The sequence below is a fragment of the Chryseobacterium sp. YIM B08800 genome (assembly GCF_026163565.1).
In the GTDB taxonomy this organism is placed as follows: domain Bacteria; phylum Bacteroidota; class Bacteroidia; order Flavobacteriales; family Weeksellaceae; genus Chryseobacterium.
Window position 1 is genome coordinate 47,396 of record NZ_JAPDKN010000042.1, and the last position, 18,412, is coordinate 65,807.

General features: G+C 31.9%; 19 protein-coding genes and 1 tRNA gene. 7 read left to right on the forward strand and 13 right to left on the reverse strand.

Annotation, left to right across the window (positions count from 1 at the left end):
• The first annotated feature begins 14 nt into the window (after positions 1-14).
• Positions 15-88: transfer RNA gene (locus OEW74_RS15660), tRNA-Arg, on the forward strand.
• Here the strand turns inward: OEW74_RS15660 and OEW74_RS15665 are convergent.
• The 3 genes from OEW74_RS15665 to OEW74_RS15675 all read right to left on the reverse strand — a co-directional run bounded on the left by OEW74_RS15665 (position 54) and on the right by OEW74_RS15675 (position 3,125).
• Positions 54-1,616 carry a recombinase family protein gene (locus OEW74_RS15665; protein WP_265429362.1) on the reverse strand — a complete coding sequence of 521 codons (1,563 nt, stop codon included), beginning with the start codon at positions 1,614-1,616 and terminating at the stop codon, positions 54-56. The two genes, OEW74_RS15660 and OEW74_RS15665, sit on opposite strands and share 35 nt — an antisense overlap.
• 101 nt (positions 1,617-1,717) lie before the next feature.
• The gene (locus tag OEW74_RS15670; RefSeq protein ID WP_265429363.1) at positions 1,718-1,933 is read right to left on the reverse strand and encodes a hypothetical protein; all 216 of its coding nucleotides are present in this window, start codon (positions 1,931-1,933) and stop codon (positions 1,718-1,720) included.
• A gap of 148 nt (positions 1,934-2,081) precedes the next feature.
• Positions 2,082-3,125 (reverse strand): PDDEXK nuclease domain-containing protein, encoded by a 1,044-nt coding sequence (locus OEW74_RS15675; RefSeq protein ID WP_265429364.1) that lies wholly within the window; start codon positions 3,123-3,125, stop codon positions 2,082-2,084.
• A 457-nt stretch (positions 3,126-3,582) separates the two neighbouring features.
• Between OEW74_RS15675 and OEW74_RS15680 the strand changes: the two genes are divergently transcribed.
• From OEW74_RS15680 to OEW74_RS15705, 6 genes are all read left to right on the forward strand, one after another.
• A complete protein-coding gene (locus OEW74_RS15680; protein ID WP_265429365.1) occupies positions 3,583-4,026 on the forward strand; it encodes a JAB domain-containing protein in 444 nt (147 codons plus the stop codon).
• 238 nt (positions 4,027-4,264) lie between these two features.
• A complete protein-coding gene (locus tag OEW74_RS15685) occupies positions 4,265-5,353 on the forward strand; it encodes a hypothetical protein (protein WP_265429366.1) in 1,089 nt (362 codons plus the stop codon).
• Positions 5,354-6,026: 673 nt separating this feature from the next.
• On the forward strand, positions 6,027-6,353 hold the full coding sequence (locus OEW74_RS15690; protein WP_024566255.1) for an ArsR/SmtB family transcription factor: 327 nt from the start codon (positions 6,027-6,029) through the stop codon (positions 6,351-6,353).
• 627 nt (positions 6,354-6,980) lie between these two features.
• Complete coding sequence (locus OEW74_RS15695) at positions 6,981-7,454, forward strand: DUF6428 family protein (RefSeq protein ID WP_024566257.1); 474 nt, start codon at positions 6,981-6,983, stop codon at positions 7,452-7,454.
• A gap of 47 nt (positions 7,455-7,501) precedes the next feature.
• Complete coding sequence (locus tag OEW74_RS15700) at positions 7,502-8,563, forward strand: ArsO family NAD(P)H-dependent flavin-containing monooxygenase (protein WP_265429367.1); 1,062 nt, start codon at positions 7,502-7,504, stop codon at positions 8,561-8,563.
• 1 nt (position 8,564) lies between these two features.
• Positions 8,565-8,810, forward strand: a complete 246-nt coding sequence (locus OEW74_RS15705; protein ID WP_265429368.1) for a metallophosphoesterase family protein — start codon at positions 8,565-8,567, stop codon at positions 8,808-8,810.
• A gap of 262 nt (positions 8,811-9,072) precedes the next feature.
• On the opposite strand, the gene OEW74_RS15710 is transcribed toward OEW74_RS15705, so the two are convergent.
• The 10 genes from OEW74_RS15710 to OEW74_RS15755 form a co-directional block, all read right to left on the reverse strand.
• Positions 9,073-9,801, reverse strand: a complete 729-nt coding sequence (locus OEW74_RS15710; RefSeq protein ID WP_265429369.1) for a hypothetical protein — start codon at positions 9,799-9,801, stop codon at positions 9,073-9,075.
• The gene (locus OEW74_RS15715) at positions 9,794-11,044 is read right to left on the reverse strand and encodes a hypothetical protein (protein WP_265429370.1); all 1,251 of its coding nucleotides are present in this window, start codon (positions 11,042-11,044) and stop codon (positions 9,794-9,796) included. Before OEW74_RS15715 ends, OEW74_RS15710 begins: the two co-directional genes overlap by 8 nt.
• A gap of 24 nt (positions 11,045-11,068) precedes the next feature.
• Positions 11,069-11,491, reverse strand: a complete 423-nt coding sequence (locus OEW74_RS15720; protein ID WP_265429371.1) for a hypothetical protein — start codon at positions 11,489-11,491, stop codon at positions 11,069-11,071.
• A gap of 303 nt (positions 11,492-11,794) precedes the next feature.
• Positions 11,795-12,112 carry a hypothetical protein gene (locus tag OEW74_RS15725; protein ID WP_265429372.1) on the reverse strand — a complete coding sequence of 106 codons (318 nt, stop codon included), beginning with the start codon at positions 12,110-12,112 and terminating at the stop codon, positions 11,795-11,797.
• Between the two features lie 41 nt (positions 12,113-12,153).
• Positions 12,154-12,744 carry a hypothetical protein gene (locus OEW74_RS15730; protein ID WP_265429373.1) on the reverse strand — a complete coding sequence of 197 codons (591 nt, stop codon included), beginning with the start codon at positions 12,742-12,744 and terminating at the stop codon, positions 12,154-12,156.
• A gap of 151 nt (positions 12,745-12,895) precedes the next feature.
• On the reverse strand, positions 12,896-13,381 hold the full coding sequence (locus OEW74_RS15735) for a hypothetical protein (RefSeq protein ID WP_265429374.1): 486 nt from the start codon (positions 13,379-13,381) through the stop codon (positions 12,896-12,898).
• On the reverse strand, positions 13,335-14,765 hold the full coding sequence (locus tag OEW74_RS15740; protein ID WP_265429375.1) for a glycoside hydrolase family 19 protein: 1,431 nt from the start codon (positions 14,763-14,765) through the stop codon (positions 13,335-13,337). The genes OEW74_RS15735 and OEW74_RS15740 overlap by 47 nt, the downstream gene beginning before the upstream one ends.
• The gene (locus tag OEW74_RS15745) at positions 14,753-15,439 is read right to left on the reverse strand and encodes a hypothetical protein (protein ID WP_265429376.1); all 687 of its coding nucleotides are present in this window, start codon (positions 15,437-15,439) and stop codon (positions 14,753-14,755) included. Before OEW74_RS15745 ends, OEW74_RS15740 begins: the two co-directional genes overlap by 13 nt.
• Before the next feature lie 14 nt (positions 15,440-15,453).
• Positions 15,454-17,520, reverse strand: a complete 2,067-nt coding sequence (locus OEW74_RS15750) for a phospholipase effector Tle1 domain-containing protein (protein ID WP_265429377.1) — start codon at positions 17,518-17,520, stop codon at positions 15,454-15,456.
• A 3-nt stretch (positions 17,521-17,523) separates the two neighbouring features.
• On the reverse strand, positions 17,524-18,412 hold an 889-nt coding region (locus tag OEW74_RS15755; RefSeq protein WP_265429378.1), incomplete at its 5' end, for a DUF2931 family protein.

Below are 18,412 nucleotides of genomic sequence, written 5' to 3' on the forward strand. Positions count from 1 at the left end.
GATAAGGAAACAACGGACTCGTGGCGCAACTGAATAGCGCATCTGATTACGGCTCAGAAGGTTACAGGTTTGAATCCTGTCGAGTTCACAAGACCGACATTTGAAGATTTCACTCTTCGATGTCGGTTTTTTTTATTTCCTAATCCGTTGTTATACTGGTAGATGCATTGAGCAACAATGTTCATTTTAGGTGTTTGAAAACTTTTTCCGTCAAATTCGACTTTTTGGGGAAATATCAAACACCCAATCGTCCTTTTTGTTTGTAGATCGCCCTGTTGATAAAGGTTTGCAAGGTTTTCCATCCCGTCAAGTGCATTTTCTATTTTTGCTCTAATGTCAAGTTCCTTGCTATCCGAAACCATTTGCTGAAGTTCCTGTTCCAATTGTTCAATTTGTGATTTTGTAATCCTTTTGATCTCTTTATAATCCTCTTCATCTAGTTTATCAATAAGATATTTATCTCTTGCGTTCGCAACCTTTTCATTAAGTAAGTTGATCTCTTTTGAAATTGACTTTCTTTTAGCTTCTATATCATAGGTGAATTGTTTATAATTATCTAAGAGTATCTCCTTCATAAGTTCTTTGATGATCGGATTGTATTCCAGTTTAGAAATTTCAAGCTCAAAGAGTTCATTTAACTTATCAGAGTCAAATCTGAATCCGCACTTATAATGGCAATGATAGTAATAATAGGTTTTAGCCTTTCCTTTTGCACCGCTTGCCGTAAGATTCTTTCCACATCTTGGACAGACCAGAAGACCTCTAAGGGGAAAGCGCTCGTTTCCGAAAACTCTTCCACCAGGACCTTCTACTTTTCTTTTTTTGTCCATAATGTGTTGAACCTGATTAAACAATCGTTCGCTAATCAATGCTTCATGCTTTCCTTCAGTGTAATAAGCCTCCTCTTGTTTATAGTCTTCAATATAGATCTTCCCGCAGTAAACCGGATTTCTCATCGCTTTGGCGAAAGCGCTTCTTGACATTGAGACACCCTCTCTTTTATTCATTTGCAACCTTACATGGTCGGCAGGAATATGACCTTTGGAAATCTCATTAAATGCCCAGATAATATTGGAAGCCTCAGGATCCTTAATGGCAATATATTTTTTACCATCTTCATGACTTCTATTGATATATCCATAAGGAGCTATTCCCATCAGTCGCCCCTCTTTCTTTGCTCTCCTCATTCCATGGAAAGTATTTAATGCTCTTCTGTCATTTTCCACCTCAGGAGTAGATAAATAAATAGCCAACATTAATTTATTTTCAGGAACTGACATATCCAAAGGCTGCTCAATGGCTTGGGGAATAACGTGATTTTTTTGGAGCAAACTGATCATTTGATAGGCATCACCGGTATTACGACTAAATCGATCCCACTTTGTAAATAGAACCAAACTGCTTTTATGGCTCTTCTTTTTAATTTCGAGAAGATACTTTTTCCACTCAGGACGTTCAAAGCTTTTAGCTGAATGGTCTTCATAGATTACTTTATTAATGGAAATATCATTGTTTGCACAATATCTGCGTAATCTTTCGTCCTGATCTCTTTGAGAATATCCTTTTTCCGCCTGCTCATCAGTGGAAACTCTTATATATAGATCTGCTATTATCATTATTCTGATGATTTCGTTAAAAATTAATTTTAGGGAGTAAACAATTAAAAATCGTTACAGTAGAAATTCATCATTCTAATATTTTACTAAAATACAAATAATCAATCAGATGTAAAAAATTCTTTGAGCGTAAGTTTTACAATAATGTATAGAAATTCCATAATTTCTTCTGATTGTTCTTCGTTAATATTATAACCAGCTGTTCTAAGGATTTCTAAAGCTTTATCGGGAGGAATTTTCTTTAGCTTTATTGCTGGAATATATTTTTTAATATCGTACTCAGATGCGGGTTGATTCTTGGATTTATCTTTCTTCATAACAATCTGATTGAGACTTTGACCTCAATAATTGTAATTTAGAAAGGGGCAAACAAAGTTCATTTGGTTGTCCTGTAATTGCAGTTGATGGCTTTACTATACTTTGAAAATCTTCAATGATTTTCTGAAATATTAGTACACAAATTTTTTATTTGATTTGTCTTTTAAGCTCTTCTTTGCTTGGAAGGATTGCTTTATATTCTTTAGCAAAAATGGTTTTATTATTTTCTGGAAGTGTAAATTCTATGACTGTTTTATTTTCTTCTTTGCATAGAATAATTCCAATAGTCGCGTTCTCGTCTTCAAGCTTTATTTTTCGGTCATAGTAGTTAACATACATCTGCATCTGTCCAATATCCTGATGGGTTAGCTTTCCTATTTTTAAATCTAGTAGAACGAAGCACTTTAACAGGCGATTATAGAAAACCAGATCTACAAAGAAACTGTCCCCCTCAAAAGTAAATCTTCGCTGACGACCTTCAAATAAGAAACCTTTACCTAATTCCAGCATAAAATGCTCCAGCTTATTTATGATTTCAGTTTCCAGATCACTTTCAGAATAACGGTTATCTTCTTTTAAATCTAAAAATTCCAGAACATAGTGGCTTTTTAACACATCCGTAGGCTTCTCCACAATTTGACCTTTCTGTGCTAATTGTTTCACACCTTCTTTATCCCTGCTTAATACCAATCTCTCATAAATCGCTGAACTATATTGACGTGTTAACTCTCTTACGCTCCAATTATTCTGACTTGCTTCTATTTCATAAAAATTTCGTTCTTCCTCATTTTCAATTTTCATCAATTGAATGTAGTGAGACCAGGATAATGAAAAAATAGAATTACGAGACACTGATTCATAATTTGAATCACCAGAAGAAATACGAAACGCTGTTTCGTAATTTTCTGTCATCCTATTTTGAAACGTCAGATAAAACTTTCTCATCCATTGCAAATTATCAACTGAATATCCTCTTCCAAACTCTTTTGTTAGTTGCTTACTCAAATTTTTCAACGTTTCCTTAGCATATTCCGCTCTATCCTTTCCACCCTGCTCATTCTCAACAATTATTTTCCCTATTTCAAAATAGGTCAATAACATGGTGGTATTTATATTTCGGACAAGGCTACTTTTAGCATTATCAATTAAATGCTTTATAGAAATGAAAAGGTTGGATGATAATTGACTCATATTTACAAATTTAAAATTATTTATTTACTAGACATCACTCGTATTTTGTGTGAAATATGACTTTTCAATGATATTAAAAGAAATGTACTGCACTTGGCAATAATTGGCAGTCTGTGGCATTTATCGGACAAGAAATAAACGTAAGAAAATATTTTTCATAATAAACCGGTAAAAAGGCAGCTAAGGTATTGTTGCCAGCCGACGGCCTATCCCACCAAAAGACTACGGCATAAACGGTCTCCTCCCTAAAGGTACCCTCCAATTATTCCGTTTCCTTTTGGTTTTTATTCTTTGGCAACACTTCATATCTGCTTTCTTTTTTCCAGTTTTTCTTTTGAAAAATATTCAGCGAAGCTTGAAAAGGCTTTTAAGGAATTAATCGGAAAAGAGACTGAAAACAAGTTAAAAATATAACAAGTACGGGAAATTCAAGTCTCTGCCGTATAAGAGCAATCACATGGATTTTAATATTGTCAATGAAATAAAACTAAGTTATTCAAGAAAAGGCAACTCTGAGAAATTAATAAGCTGTTCACGTGACGCCGTTGATGTATTCCGTCAATACTTTGACCCTGAAGAAATAGATTACAGAGAATCATTTTTTACATTGTATTTAAATCAGGCAAACAAAGTTTTAGGAATAAAGAAAATATCCGAATCAGGTATTTCTTCAACAATAGTTGATGTAAGAATTATTATGCAAGCAGCTCTTCTGTGCAATGCAACCGCGATAATTTTAGCACATAATCATCCGTCAGGCAATTTAAAACCCTCAGCAGAAGACTTGAAAATTACCCAGAGCATAAAAAACGCATCAGAATTTTTAAATATCAAATTATTGGATCATTGCATCTTAACCTCAACAGATTACCTATCATTTGCCGATGACGGTTATCTTTGAATCGGAATTATTGCTAATAAAGTAGGTGATAATCTTTAATTTTCGTTTATTTAGAATTCAGAAAAAATTTTTTTTTCATTTGTTGAAAACGTATTCGTCCACAAATTGAATAATTACTTATAAAAATATTTCATTAAATATCAACCAATTATAAACATTACATCATGTTAATTAATTTATCTGATAATGCTCTATATTGAAATTAATTGTAATTTAAATACCTAAAAAACTAGTTATTATGAAAACAATCTATTCAGCTGTACTTCTACTGCTAATTCTCGGTAATTCACTTTTTGCACAAACAAATAATCTTTTTGATGGATTTAAATTTATGAATATTCCAACAAACAACTTACCGATTGGTGCGCTATGGAACACTACATTAGGACCAATTGGAAATGGTGTTTCAGATGATCAATTATTGAAAAGTTTAAGCTACTCTAATTTGGATATGACAATTAATAAAGATTTAAAAACTTCTGTTGATGTAGGTATTAAAAAATTTTTAAGTTTAAACGGGGGATATAATGCTTTATCGAACATTTCTATATCTGTTAAAAAATTAGAGAAATTAACATTGAATTCTCTAGATGTACTTAAAGCTAATGTAGGAAATCAGATAATTTACGAGGGTCTTCGCGCTTCAGAATTTTCAATTGTAATTGATAAAAATAAAACTGCTGATGCTCAATTAGATTTAATGAAAATTTTCAGTAATTTAGATATGAAAGTTGATATTAACAATAATAACACGGAAACTATAACCGTATCTGGTGTAAATTTATTTATTGCTTACAGAGTTGCCGAAGTAGAAATTGGGAAAAAAAATTCTAAAAAATTGAAATTTACTACACAGGGCTATAGCTCTGATAATATGGTTAAACTATCCAGTACTTATGAATCTGTAACTCCCCAATATGTTGTAGCAATTTGTCCGTGTAATATTCAAAAATGTATGGCAGAATCTTATGAAAATGGCGATACCGCAAGATCTCTTTTCAGTCATTGTGCAGCAACCGTAGGTTTTGATTTAAAAGTAATTTTAAAAAATATTATTGATATGAAAACTGGAAAACCCCAAGAATATAAATACATTATTAAAAATCCAGGTGGTTCAATCAACAATTACAATCAGTCTATTTATAGCAAACCAACATCTTCAGGTTTAGAAGTATCTTATTTAAATTTTGAACGACTCGTATACGAAACAATTGGTGAGTCTAGAATGATATATATGCTGCATCAAAACAAAAATAGAAATGTATCTCTAGTTACTGAATCATTCAAATTTAACAATGTAGTTCCAAGCTCAGTAGCGGGTTGGTAATTTTTTGCAAAAAAGACAATTCCTTACTTTGTTAGGAAACGTCTTTTCGCAAATTGTTACGAGTAACCCTATTGAAAAAAATCTAGGTTAATTTTTTTCAAAAAGGTTACGATTAGTTTCTCTGGCTATTTCTTATAGCTTTGAATGACAAAAAATAAAAGGCTATTTCTGATGAAATAGCCTAAGTATATTACATTCTGCATAAAAATCTATCTACAATATCCCCTTATTTTGAGGATTAAATTGAAAATTGACTTTCTGCTTATTCCCCATTTCACAGCGGCCGCCTCAATTTCTTCCACAGTTATTATCCTCTGATCCTCCAGACGGAGCAATTCGGTTGCTCTTAATAGATATCCTTCAATTAATTTCAATCTGAATTCTGTGGGATTATTAATCGAAAGAAAGCTCATATACTCAACTCGCTCTTTCAATAGCGGAGCGTTTTGATGATGATTTAAATTTCTTTTAAATAATTGTGCTAACATATGTTTATGTTATACCTATTTATTCTAACGTTGAAGTGTAATTAAAAACTTGAATTTTAAATAGTTACTTATAAGGATCACTATTGGTAACCGAAAACAAAAAGTCCACATAAAATTTAGATCTGCATCTTTTTTATTTTGTATTTAAAAATAATATCGTAATATTGCAATATAATAATTTAATTATGGGAGCTACGAAGACAGATCATTTTACAGATAGTCAAAATCAAATTGCAGTTATTGCTAAAGCTTTGGGGCATCCGGCAAGAATTGCTATTATAGAATATTTATTGAAAGTCAATACTTGTATCACTGGAGATATTGTGAATGAATTACCATTAGCACAGCCTACCGTATCACAACATTTAAAAGAACTGAAAAATGCAGGATTGATACAAGGAAGTATCGAAGGTAATTCAGTTTGCTACTGTATTGACGAAAATACTTTTGGCATATTAAAAGAATATTTTTCAAAAATAATTTTTACGGTAACTAACCAAAAATGTTGTTAAGAATATGGAAATCGCTTTCTTAATATCCTCAATATTGTTGATCAGCTATTCGCTGTTGGCATTATTTGACGGTGTATTCTTACACCTATATAAATACCGTCTTTATCAACATAAAGAAAGCCGTTTTGAACATCTTACTCATACAATTAGAGCCTTATTATTTACTGGCATTCTTATTTCTTTGTTCATTAATATTGAAAACAATAATTTGTTTTTATTTGGCTGTATTTTGATTGTTGCTGACATTATCACTTTGTTGGTAGACGCATATTGTTGAAAAAGATAGTAGAGCGTTTATGGGGGGCCTGCCACGATGGGAATATATTGTTCATCTTTTGGTAAATGGATTCCACTTTGCCGCTATCGCTGTTTTTTTAGTGATTAAAATTAATCTTGACTCTGATGGAATCAGATTAATTGAAAATTTTCAAAAGATAGAAAACTATCAAACATTTAAGATTATAGCAATAAATCTTTTGCCGGGAGCAATTATAATAAGTCTTTTACATATACTGGTCTATAGTCCGAAATTCAATTATTACTTTAAAAAGATACAGCTTAAATGCTGTTAAAAAATTTGTTAATAAATATCGCAATATTGCATTATAACTATAAAATATTAAAACAATGAAATTATCAGAAATTAAAGAAATTCTTCCAACATTAGAAAATGTTGAATTTCAATTAGAAAACGGAACATTTGTACCTGAACATTTCCATGTTACAGAAGTGGGTCAGATCAATAAAAAATTTATTGATTGCGGTGGTGTAATCCGTGATGAAAAGGCTGTAAATTTTCAGCTTTGGAATGCGGATGATTATGAGCATCGTTTAAAACCTGGAAAATTATTAAGTATTATCAGACTTTCTGAGGAGAAATTAGGAATTGAAGATTCTGAGATCGAAGTAGAATATCAAAGCGATACGATCGGTAAATATGATCTAGAGTTTAACGGAAAAACGTTTGTATTGAAAAGCAAAACAACAGCATGCCTTGCCCAAGACGCTTGTGGTATTCCTTCTGAAAAGCAAAATAAAAACCTTTCTGAATTAAGTGTAAGTCAAAGCAATTCTTGTACACCCGGAGGTGGTTGTTGCTAAATATCTGGACAATATAATATATAACTTCTAAACAATATAAGAAATCAATGGAAGAAATTTTTGATGTTATTGTTATTGGAGGAGGACAGAGTGCCTTAGCTTGTGGATATTATCTGAGACGAGCAAAATTGAAATATATTATACTGGATAAACAGGCTGTTCCAGGTGGCGCATGGCTCCATACCTGGGATAGTCTGACTCTTTTTTCTCCTAGAGAGTACAGTTCCTTACCTGGCTGGTTAATGCCTAAATCTGAACATCAGTTTCCGCTAAGACAAGAAGTAATTGATTACTTGGGCAAGTATGAAGACCATTATCAACTGAATGTTCAAAGGAGTACTGAAGTTACTGAAATTAAAAAAAATGAAGGTTTATTTTACGTTCATACTCTTCAAGGGATTTTTAAAGCCAAAACAGTTATTTCAGCAACCGGAACTTGGGAGAATCCATTGATCCCAATGATTGATGGAATAGAAGATTATAAAGGTCTACAAATTCATTCAGGAAAATATCAGAACCCTGAAAAATTTATCGGACTGAAAACATTAGTAGTAGGCGAAGGTAATTCAGGTGCACAGATTGTCGCAGAGCTTTCAAAAGTTACCTCTGTAAAATGGTCAACCAAAAAGGAGCCCGAATTTTTACCTGATGATGTAGATGGCTATTATTTATTCACTGTTGCCTCTGCCCGATACAAGGCGGAAAAAGAAGGAAAACCGTTTGATTCATCACAATACAACTTAGGTAATATCGTAATGGTTCCAACCGTTAAGGAAGCTAAACAAAGAGGCGTATTTGTATCAAGTGGGACATTCCATCAGCTATACGATAAAGGGGTTATCTGGTACAATGGTGAAAAAGAGGAATTTGATGCCATTATTTGGTGCACGGGTTTCGGTTACAATACCTCTTATCTTAAATCACTTATAGAAACGGATGAAAAGGGCATTGCAAAAACTACAGAAAGCAAGTCCCTAGAAGTGAACGGACTATGGCTTGTAGGATATGGCAACTGGACTGGTTATGCCTCCGCAACATTAATAGGAGTAAACAGAATAGCAAAACAAACCATTCTTGAAATCGAAGAATATTTAAACCAAAATAACTAAAATGAAAATTGCATTATTCAGTGATATTCACGCTAATTTACCTGCACTGGAAGCTTTCTTTAATGATGTAGAAATCCGTAATCCGGATAGTATTTATTGTTTAGGAGATCTTGTAGGTTACAAGACCGACATTAGAAGACAATTCACTTCTTTGTCGGTTTTTTTCATCAATTTGTCCGCTATCCACAAACTATATCGTCCCACTTTCAGTGAGAGCATTTTCTGGCATTTTATCTGTTCCGGGTAAGCTAGATTTTTTTAACAATACAAAATTATCCTGAACATTTACTGTCCCGAAGTCCTGCCATTTTGTAAGGGAAAGTATCTGGAAGCCGTCATTAAAAATAAAGTTAGGTATCTGCTTTTCTACAGTTATATAGAGGTGATTTAGATATTTATTCTTCTTTATATAGAATTCTTTTTAATTGAGAAATTTCTTCTTTTACTAAACCAAATTGAAAATGACTATATAGAGCACTGTATGTGTTAATTTAGAACATTAAATGTTCTTACCAACAAGATTTACCTGACACAACATATTCTGTGCATTTTTCAATAGGAAAAAGCTTTTCTTGAATGATTTTATTTTTAATAAGTTTTCTTTCTCTAGTATCACTCACTCCTGTTATTAGATATTTTTCTGTTTTGTCCCATCCATAAAATGCCGCTTTATCGAAAAATTTTTCTTTATATAAAACCCCATTTTTACTACCTTTGAACATAACATATACGTCATTATCCCACATACTGTTCTGAAGATCGAGAAGTAAAATATCATCATAACCATCTTCGTCAACATCTACAACATATAAAAGTTTGGAAGAAGATTCTTTAAATTTACTTTTTTTATATTCTACTAAATCTGACCTTTTAAACTTCAGATTTTTATACATTTCGTAAGCAGACTTATAATCAGTATTAATTAGCCAAGTTGCTAAACCAAAATTTTCCTGCAATATTGTGTAAAATTCTTTTGGTAGAGATAAATTGCTTGTGATACTTGAAATATCTGTATAATTACTATCTTTTTCGCAAACTAGTTTGATGGAGTATTCTTTATTATCATAGTTTAAAGAAATATAAAATGTAAAAAAATCCGGTTTTCTTTCTTCAACAGAAATATTATCTGTTGAAAAATTAGTTTGTGCATCTTTAACTTTATTTGTACAATTAATATTAAAAAAAAACATTAAAGAAAGCAAGATTACTAATTTTGTCTTTTTATAGAAATTATTCATTGATTTTTCCTATTCTTTCGTTATAATTAAAATTCAAACTATTTTTTCTTTCTATACTTAATGTTCCGTCTTTAGAAATTCCAACAATGTAATGTCCACCATTGTATAATTTAATTATTTCTGCATCTAATATGGATTTTTCGTTCTGATTTGTAGATGTGTCCGGTAAAAACCCACTAAATTGTTGTAGTTCTGGAACTGAACTTGGACATGTTTTATATGTTAAATTTCCTTCTTCAATTGAATATGATTTTAATTGTTTGGTATTTTTCAAAAGACGACGAATATGATTAACTGCTGCTGTTATTTTTTCTGGTAATTTTAAATTCATTTTTACAGCAATATTTTCTTTCCAGTTCCAAATATAGTTAGGATTCTTAATTATTTCTTTTACTTCTGCAGTTGTTGTATTAAGGTTATTTTTTTCATATTTAAAATCTATTTGACATATTCCCCATCCATCAGGATAACCATAATTAGGAATTCCTTTACTTTCATAATTTCTGCCAGATGGACCGTATATTGCTTCTTTTCTATTTTTTCCTTTTCCCACAAATTCGGGATCCCAAAATTGCTTCATCAAAGAAATACCTTCACTTCCTGATTCACTTAATGCCATTTTATATACAAACCAATATTTTGTTAAATAACCTTTGTCCTGCATATATTTTTTTACTATTTCTTTAGTTGGATTTTTTCCTCTTATGTAGAATTTGAATGTGCTTAGTATTGATGTCTTTTCCTCATTCCAAACCTCCATTACTGCGGTGCCTCCTCTATATAAACCACGAAAATCTACATTCCAATTGGTTTTTCCCACATTCACAATCATAAATGCATTACCTCCATCATATTTACTCGGGAAATAATCTACATCATTCCTATCATAAAGTGACGCACTTGCTTTAAATTTAAACTCTGTCTTTAGTCTAAATCTTAAACTTTTATATTTACATTCTTTACCAATATATATTTCTATTCTAATTTTTGGCATTTCTGGTACTGAAGAAATAAAAACAAAAGATTCTGATTCTATTTTCGTATCATTATAATATACAGACAATAGATACTTATCATCCAAAATCTCCGGCAAAGGTTTGCCTGTTACATTAAGTTCTTCCGGCGCATTAATCTGTCCAGAATCTACAAACTCAATCTTCCCACTTTCAGTAGGAGCATTTCCGGGCATTTTGCCTGTTCTTGGCAAGATAGATTTTTTTAACAGTACAAAATTATCCTGCATATTTACTGTCTCAACATTTAACAGTTACTCTTGCAACAATAAATTTTTATACTTTTTTGAAATAAAATTTTCTATTTCTTTCCATTTAAATAGCGCTAAATATTGTGGATAACCGCTCTTATCATAAAAAATGAAGCTAATATCTACTCCTTTTCCCATATTATTTGTATTTATTTTATATTGAGAAAGGCTTTTCATATTAAAACACTTGCCTACTTGGTTTTTTATTTTTTTATTACAAAGATTTAAAAGCATTTTTTTATTAATAAATAAGTTTTCCCCAATCTCCGTATCATCATTAATATCAAAAAGATAATATTTTGTGTTTTCCCAAGGAGAACCGTAGGACTGAATTTTCATAGATAAATTAAGCAACCCTTTTTTATCAAATAATATTTTATATTTTTCAAAACCATACTGAGATTCTCTTAAAGGAGTTTGTCGCAATTAAATATTTTAAAGTGTCTTTTTTTGCTTGTAACCTTTTTTCAGGAATTTCAAATAACAACCCATTAAAAATATCGAAGCTTTTTTGAATTTTCGTATAAATTTTCGTGTTTTTGGTATTTATTTTTAGTTCCTGCAATTCAAAACAATCATGTGATATACAAACTGAATCTTTTAAAATAGATCCATTTTGAGCATATGAAAATATGCTAAACAAAAAAATAGACAACATAGTAAATGGGCATTTTGTCATTTTTTTTCTTTTTTTAAAAATTCATAATGTTCTTTAATTTCAAAAGCGACTTATGCTCTTTCATAATTTTTTGCCCTTTTAGGTAATGCATTTGTATCATATCTGTTTATAGCTTTTGAAACAGAATCAACGACATCGGCATCGGCATGTTCTTTTGCTGTTTTTTTGTTATATTTTGTACCTTCATTCCAAAACCATAAAGCAGTTTGAGTTGCATACATAGGATTTTCGGATAATTCTAGATAATTTCCTTTTAAGGTTACTCCTATTTTTTCTTCGGTAAAATCTATAGATCCTGTATTATCTTCTGGAAATACATTTTTATTTCTATACTTTGAAAATGTTTCATAATTTGCTCTACCTGTCACTTGTTTTAATCCTCTACCTTTAAATTTCCAGCCATCTCTAGTTAGCTCATTCCCATACCAAGACCTCTTGTATCACCTGGAAATGGAGCATATGCTCTTGAGAGTAACGGGACACCAAAAAAAGTATGAGGTTTTAACTCTATTTTATAATTTAAAGTTTTATCGCTTTTTAAAACTTCTTTTAAAACTTTCCCAATTCTCATTTTGGGATTCTTTGCATCCTTAACTCCCCTATACTTGGCATATAATTCTCCATCAACCACAAAAGGTTTTTCAGTGAGTAGAATTGTTTTAAGTTCATCATTTGTTTTTAATATTTCATTTCCATTATTGTCCGTAATTTTGAAAATTGAATTTAAATTATTTTTTAGTGATTCAATTATTGTATTATCAATCTGGATTTTAGAAGAACTAAAAACTCCAAGTGAGATAGTCGACCACCATTCTTCACCTTCTTCAAAAGTTGAAAAATCAGCAGACTCAAGAGCTATTTGAGCAATAAAATGTGCTTTTCTTAAACAGGTATCTAATCCGAAATTATTTCTATATTTATTTAAATAAGGAAGAAATGAATTTATAACAGTAACCTGTTTCTTACTTAAAGCCTCAGAACCAATCGTTTCTCTTATCAATCCTGAAGTAATCTCTTTTGAACAGTTTAGACATTTCTTATCCTCTTTTTCTCCGGCACAGGTGCACCAAAAGTATTAAGATTTTCCGGCGCATGAATCTGTCCACTATCATATTTTTGAATTTAGAGAAATCTGCAGCTTTTGAGTAAAATCATTTTGTTTTTTTATTCAATAAATATTTTTTGCCACTTATTCCTAACAAATACTTTTTGGAAAGCAAATTAACTGTTTTATCATTTTCATATTTTAATAGTTCTTCATCTTTTGTTAATATCCAATCATTGTACTTTTTAGAATAATTAAATTCCTGAGAATACTCTGTATCTCCAGCATCATCATAAATTAAGATACAACCACTACCACATTCATCTATTATTGGAAAATTTACATAATATACTTTAAAGTTATATTTCTTGTTACATTTTCCAATTTTTATTTCAACTTCGCAAAACGGCTGTCCTTGAGTGTTTACAAATTTATCACATTTATAATACAATGTATCTTTTACTTTATCCATATTGAAGTCTTGGATAATCTTTTGTTGTCCAAACATAATAGATGAGAATATTAGCACTATAAATATTACAATTCTATTTATCATCATATTTCTCAAATTTTGCCTTCTGTTTTTTTCCATATGAATAATCTTTTATTTTACTTGTTGAATATTTATATTTTCCTAACTCTTTTTCTAATTTATCTATGTTTATACAATCTTCTTTTACTTTCATAGTTTCGAGTATTTTTTTTACATTTTTAATGCGTACATCAAAATGATTAAAACCTCCATTAACACCAATATTAATATAATATATATCGTCTCTATCCGCAGCAATATTTAAGTCTTTCCACGCTGAATGAAATTTCCAATACCATGCAGATGCACTACAAGTGTAATTTATGTCTTCTGCGACTATATTTGGTGAATCTATATAATTTGGTTGTTTTATATAGTCAAAATAATATATATATGTGTCTTTCCAAGTTAATTGGAGCAAACCCCTACCTTTATATTTAGGACCATCTCCCTTTGTGTTGTTTTGATGACTAATACACTCCTTATATCTATTGTATGAGCGTTTTAGTTGTATCGTATTATAATTTAAATACGGATTGTCTTTTCTTTTTTTATTATCAAGATATAATTTATATTTATTATGTGCATCAATGTGTGTAGTATGATCATAATCCCATCCATCAGCATATTCAATTGTAGTTGCTAAACCAGTTTCTGCCTCAATTTGAGCTAAAAAATGAGCCTTGCGTAGACATGTATTAATATCATAATCTTTCATTGCCTTATTTAGTGCATCTGTAAAAGCTTGATAGGTTTTCATTTCATCAGGTAGGGGACAGTTTTTTGCAGTAAATAATTTTTTCGAATTATAGAAAGACATTATATCTTCTTTTGTAAATTCTTTCTCACAAAAACATTTTTCTTTTTCTTTCTCTGGCACAGGCGCACCAAAAGTATTAAGATTTTCTGGCGCATGAATCTGTCCGCTATCTACAAACTCAATTTTCCCACTTTCAGTGGGAGCATTTCCGGGCATTTTGCCTGTTCCTGGCAAGATAGATTTTTTTAACAATACAAAATTATCCTGCATATTCACAGTCCCGAAGTCTTGCCATTTTGTAAGGGAAAGCATCTGGAAGCCGTTATTAAAAATAAAGTTAGGGATCTGTTTTTCTACAATAGTTCCCGTAAGCTTATCCTGTGTTGTGGGAACATCATTCAAAACCCTGAACGTTCCCATATGAGAATTAAATTTTATTTTTGCGCCGTCTATTGCAAGCAGTTGTCCCTCCTGTTTGTCATCTTCTTTTTTCCGTTCTTCTCTTGTTTGCTGCATTTTCTGGCTGTTTTGAGAGCGTGCTGACTCATACATCGCCTGATCACTCTGTTCCTTTGAGCTGATATTATCTGCCTGCGCTTGGTTTTCTTTTTCTTCTCTTGCACGGATGTCTTTCATCAGCTTGTCTGCAAAAGATCTTTTATTGTTACTGCTTAGCCAACCCATAATAATGAATATTTTATTTGATGGTTATTTTCTTTGCTGCTCACAAAATTTTCTTTCAACAATCCTTTTTCATAGATTGAGATACCTTCTGTTTGACTTTCATTTTTATCTTCAGAACTTTTCATTTTTATTCTTATTTCTTCTGCTGAAAAAGTTTCCCGGTATAGGTATTCATTTTTTTCTTCTGTTATTTTTCTTATTTTTCTCCCATTGTCCGGATATTTCCCAGATTGCCCGTTAAAATATAATCCAAACATATTATAGCCTGACAAGAACTCAATGAACCTTCTTTCATCTTCTAAAACATCGGATATTTGTCTAAAATAATTTTCAACGACACTTCCTTTATTTGTTTCCAATAGCTTCATTTGTAATTGCTTCCACCTTAATTTAATAAAATTTAGATTATTCAGTTTAACAATATTATTCTCCTCATCTGCATAAAGATCTATCTCATCAAACAGGTAACTTATTTTTTTTAAAAGAAAACCTGACGCTGTATCCTGATCGGAAAAATCAAACTTGATACAAAGTATCTGATATTGATATAGTTCTTTATGCTTCCTCAGGAATGATATTTCTACATTGCGTACATATTTTTTTTCAAGAATATAATTGGGCATTATCTCTTCCGAAACAATGGTTTCGAATCTGTAAGTACTTACATATATCATTTAAAAAAATGATTTTAGTGTTCAACTCGTTTATAATCATCAGTAGGATCCATACCTAACCAATCTCTGTTTGCCGACCAATGCAGATATTCGTTCCGAAGCTTTCTCAACAATCCTTGATTTGTGTAACCTATTACTGTAACTTCCTCTATTACTGTAACTTTTTCCTTTTTCCCATCTATTAGGATTTCAGAAATTGGCGGAACGGTATCTATAAGAATTGGGATTGTTTTTGGTAAGTATTTATTTGGATCAAGATTATCATAGACAGGTTCCTTATTTTTCATTTTACCATTCATTATATCTGTCATTTCTTTATCAAATTTTTCTTGCTCTGCTTTTTTTCGTTTTATGCGTTTTAATTCTTCATCGCTTATAAATAACCATTCTCTCTCTTTTCCGTCAACATACTTTTTTAAATGTGTTTTGGCTTGTCTCAGAATGCTATCATTTATTGGGTAAGTTGTTGTTGGATATGCGCCGCTTATCATTTTATGTTTCATATGTTTTGAACCAAGTTCCTCCATAAAATGAAGCGTAATATAGCTATATTCTTTTTTAAGAAACCTTGTACCTGTTAGTTTTCTATAGGCACCAGGTGTATATAAACTATGCTTCTCAACGGAAATATCAAGCTCTTCTTCTTTATACCAATGCTCATCAATAAGATGTTGCTTTCTCATCTCTAATTTTAGATTTGAGCTTATGCTTACACTAGATAGTACAGTAGGTGCCAATCCGATATTGGCAGTTTCTATCTCATCTACTATTTCTGTTCCCGTTTCATAGGCGCCGCCAATATCACAATGTACTCCAGGGAAGTTAAACTCCTTACTCCCAACGAAGCGTGTAAGAGCAAAATTTTCCCTATGCTCATCCATTGCTGTAAAGTGGACAGCTTCTGCAAAACTACCGAGATTATTAAGCTGTAGCTGTTCTACATCATCTCCAAAATGATGTTCTGCGCCTAGAGTAGCGTGTACCGAGCCTACAGCTGCTCTTTTAGCAAAATTCATATCCCCGAATTCTTCATAAGAAGATACGGTATCATAAACACCTATAAAACGTATGACCAATGATACACTGTCTAATTCTTCCAGTTTCAAAACTCCTTTCCTTAGGAGATAGTATCCCAAATATCCAAATCTTGGCATTTTGCCATTATCCAGATATCGGGGATCTAGTTCAATTTTATCTTTATCCTGATAGATGGTTTTGTATTTGGGAACATATCTCTCTGTTTGGAAATCATTACCATAATTAGGACTTATTTTTTTTATAGTGAAGCCATCCTGCATTCTTTTGGACTTTATGGCAAGATCTTCAGGCCTTTTGCTATGATTATTGACCTCATATACAAAATTGCGTGCCGCTGCTGCACCACGGCTGAAACCGGAGACATCTATGGTGATTTGACTGAGTTTTTTCGTTTTATCAATATTTTTTTTTGCAGAAAAAATTTTTTCTGCTAACATTTCACATCCTCTTCTCACTTTTCCACGTACACCACTAAAGCCCGAACCGTACTGAAAACCATCATCTACATCTCTGCCTACTTTTTCATTTCCTTTCTCATCTTTGCCACCTATTGTACCAATACCTTCTATATAAATAGCGTATTCTTCATCACAACATTTGTACATACGGGCAACATTGGTGTAGTCATTAGAAAAACTATTATCTACGCCCAATTCATCCATACCAAATTTGCGTTCTCCAGGTTTTAGAGGTTCTCTATGGCAAGATTTCAGGTATCTTACATACTCGCTGTCATTAGGGTCAGGATCTTTATTTCCAAGCTTATCATATTCTGCTTCTTGTGCATCTCGTGTTGCTTTTATGGCTTTTTCATTTTCTTCCACTATTTTTTTATAGGAATCATCACTTATCTTGCTGCCGTCCGATTTGTAGGTATAATCACTTTTTGGTCTAATTCGATTCCCTTTATCCCTGTACCTTTCTCTTAATTCTGTGTTATACATATTATTAAGCGTCCCATCAAAGAACATCCCGAACTCCAAATGGAGGTCGCCATCTGGAACAACCGGAGCTCCTGCGTTATATACAAATGTTTGTCCCATAATTTACTTTCTTATTTCAAAAACTTCTAAATTTTCCGTTTTAATAAAAATATCTTTGCCGTTCCCTTTTAGTTTTACCGTAAAAAAAGTATTCGCCATATTGACTCTAATATCCAAATCTGCGGTTATACTGTCGGGATGTTCCCCATAGACCTCTTTAAATGCTGCAAGGGCAGATTCTTCATTTAAGTTGCAATTTCCACCATATCCAATACCTCCTTCGTCTATCCAATCAAATATAATTCTTCTTGGAATAGCTTTATTCTCATAGTCTTGTAATGGAAATTTCTCATTGAAAATTTCTCCAACCTCTCCATTTAAATATCTAATATCTAAAGTAGATTTTAAATTCAAAACAGAACCATTCTGCAATTCAAAAACTGGCTTCCAATTGTATTTTATGCGGTAGGTATCCCACAAGCCAAAAGGAATCGGTTTGTTTTTGTTAGCTTCCTGTACTGCTTTGGGGATGACGTCTTCACTCGTCATTATTCCCTTTTTGTATTTTGCATCAAATAGCAAACGTTCGTGGCTATCTAGCTGTGCAATTTCTGATGGTGGGATTACAATTTTCTTCCCTTGGTATCTTCCTATTTCTGTTTGTCTTCCTGTGCCAACCGCCCATACTACCACTACGCCACCAGGTGCAAAGCCTGTACAGATTCCGTCATAAGTTTCATGTCTTATTTTTCCGCTTCCACTAACCTCTTTGGTATCAAAACCTTTTTTTAAAAGTTCATATAATTTCTGATAGTCTATTGGGGTTTCTATGGTGTACATGCAATCTTCTGCAAACGAGAGCCAAGTCACATTTAAGAATCTCGGCATCCAATCTGAACGGTCATTCATACCATTACCTTTGTTTCCCCATCCGTATTTCCCTGTAGAGAGC

Bases quoted from the DNA above. Each gene is read 5' to 3' on its own strand.
- OEW74_RS15665 (WP_265429362.1), bottom strand. From the start codon at position 1,616: ATGATAATAGCAGATCTATATATAAGAGTTTCCACTGATGAGCAGGCG.
- OEW74_RS15670 (WP_265429363.1), bottom strand. From the start codon at position 1,933: ATGAAGAAAGATAAATCCAAGAATCAACCCGCATCTGAGTACGATATT.
- OEW74_RS15675 (WP_265429364.1), bottom strand. From the start codon at position 3,125: ATGAGTCAATTATCATCCAACCTTTTCATTTCTATAAAGCATTTAATT.
- OEW74_RS15680 (WP_265429365.1), top strand. From the start codon at position 3,583: ATGGATTTTAATATTGTCAATGAAATAAAACTAAGTTATTCAAGAAAA.
- OEW74_RS15685 (WP_265429366.1), top strand. From the start codon at position 4,265: ATGAAAACAATCTATTCAGCTGTACTTCTACTGCTAATTCTCGGTAAT.
- OEW74_RS15690 (WP_024566255.1), top strand. From the start codon at position 6,027: ATGGGAGCTACGAAGACAGATCATTTTACAGATAGTCAAAATCAAATT.
- OEW74_RS15695 (WP_024566257.1), top strand. From the start codon at position 6,981: ATGAAATTATCAGAAATTAAAGAAATTCTTCCAACATTAGAAAATGTT.
- OEW74_RS15700 (WP_265429367.1), top strand. From the start codon at position 7,502: ATGGAAGAAATTTTTGATGTTATTGTTATTGGAGGAGGACAGAGTGCC.
- OEW74_RS15705 (WP_265429368.1), top strand. From the start codon at position 8,565: ATGAAAATTGCATTATTCAGTGATATTCACGCTAATTTACCTGCACTG.
- OEW74_RS15710 (WP_265429369.1), bottom strand. From the start codon at position 9,801: ATGAATAATTTCTATAAAAAGACAAAATTAGTAATCTTGCTTTCTTTA.
- OEW74_RS15715 (WP_265429370.1), bottom strand. From the start codon at position 11,044: ATGCAGGATAATTTTGTACTGTTAAAAAAATCTATCTTGCCAAGAACA.
- OEW74_RS15735 (WP_265429374.1), bottom strand. From the start codon at position 13,381: ATGGAAAAAAACAGAAGGCAAAATTTGAGAAATATGATGATAAATAGA.
- OEW74_RS15740 (WP_265429375.1), bottom strand. From the start codon at position 14,765: ATGGGTTGGCTAAGCAGTAACAATAAAAGATCTTTTGCAGACAAGCTG.
- OEW74_RS15745 (WP_265429376.1), bottom strand. From the start codon at position 15,439: ATGATATATGTAAGTACTTACAGATTCGAAACCATTGTTTCGGAAGAG.
- OEW74_RS15750 (WP_265429377.1), bottom strand. From the start codon at position 17,520: ATGGGACAAACATTTGTATATAACGCAGGAGCTCCGGTTGTTCCAGAT.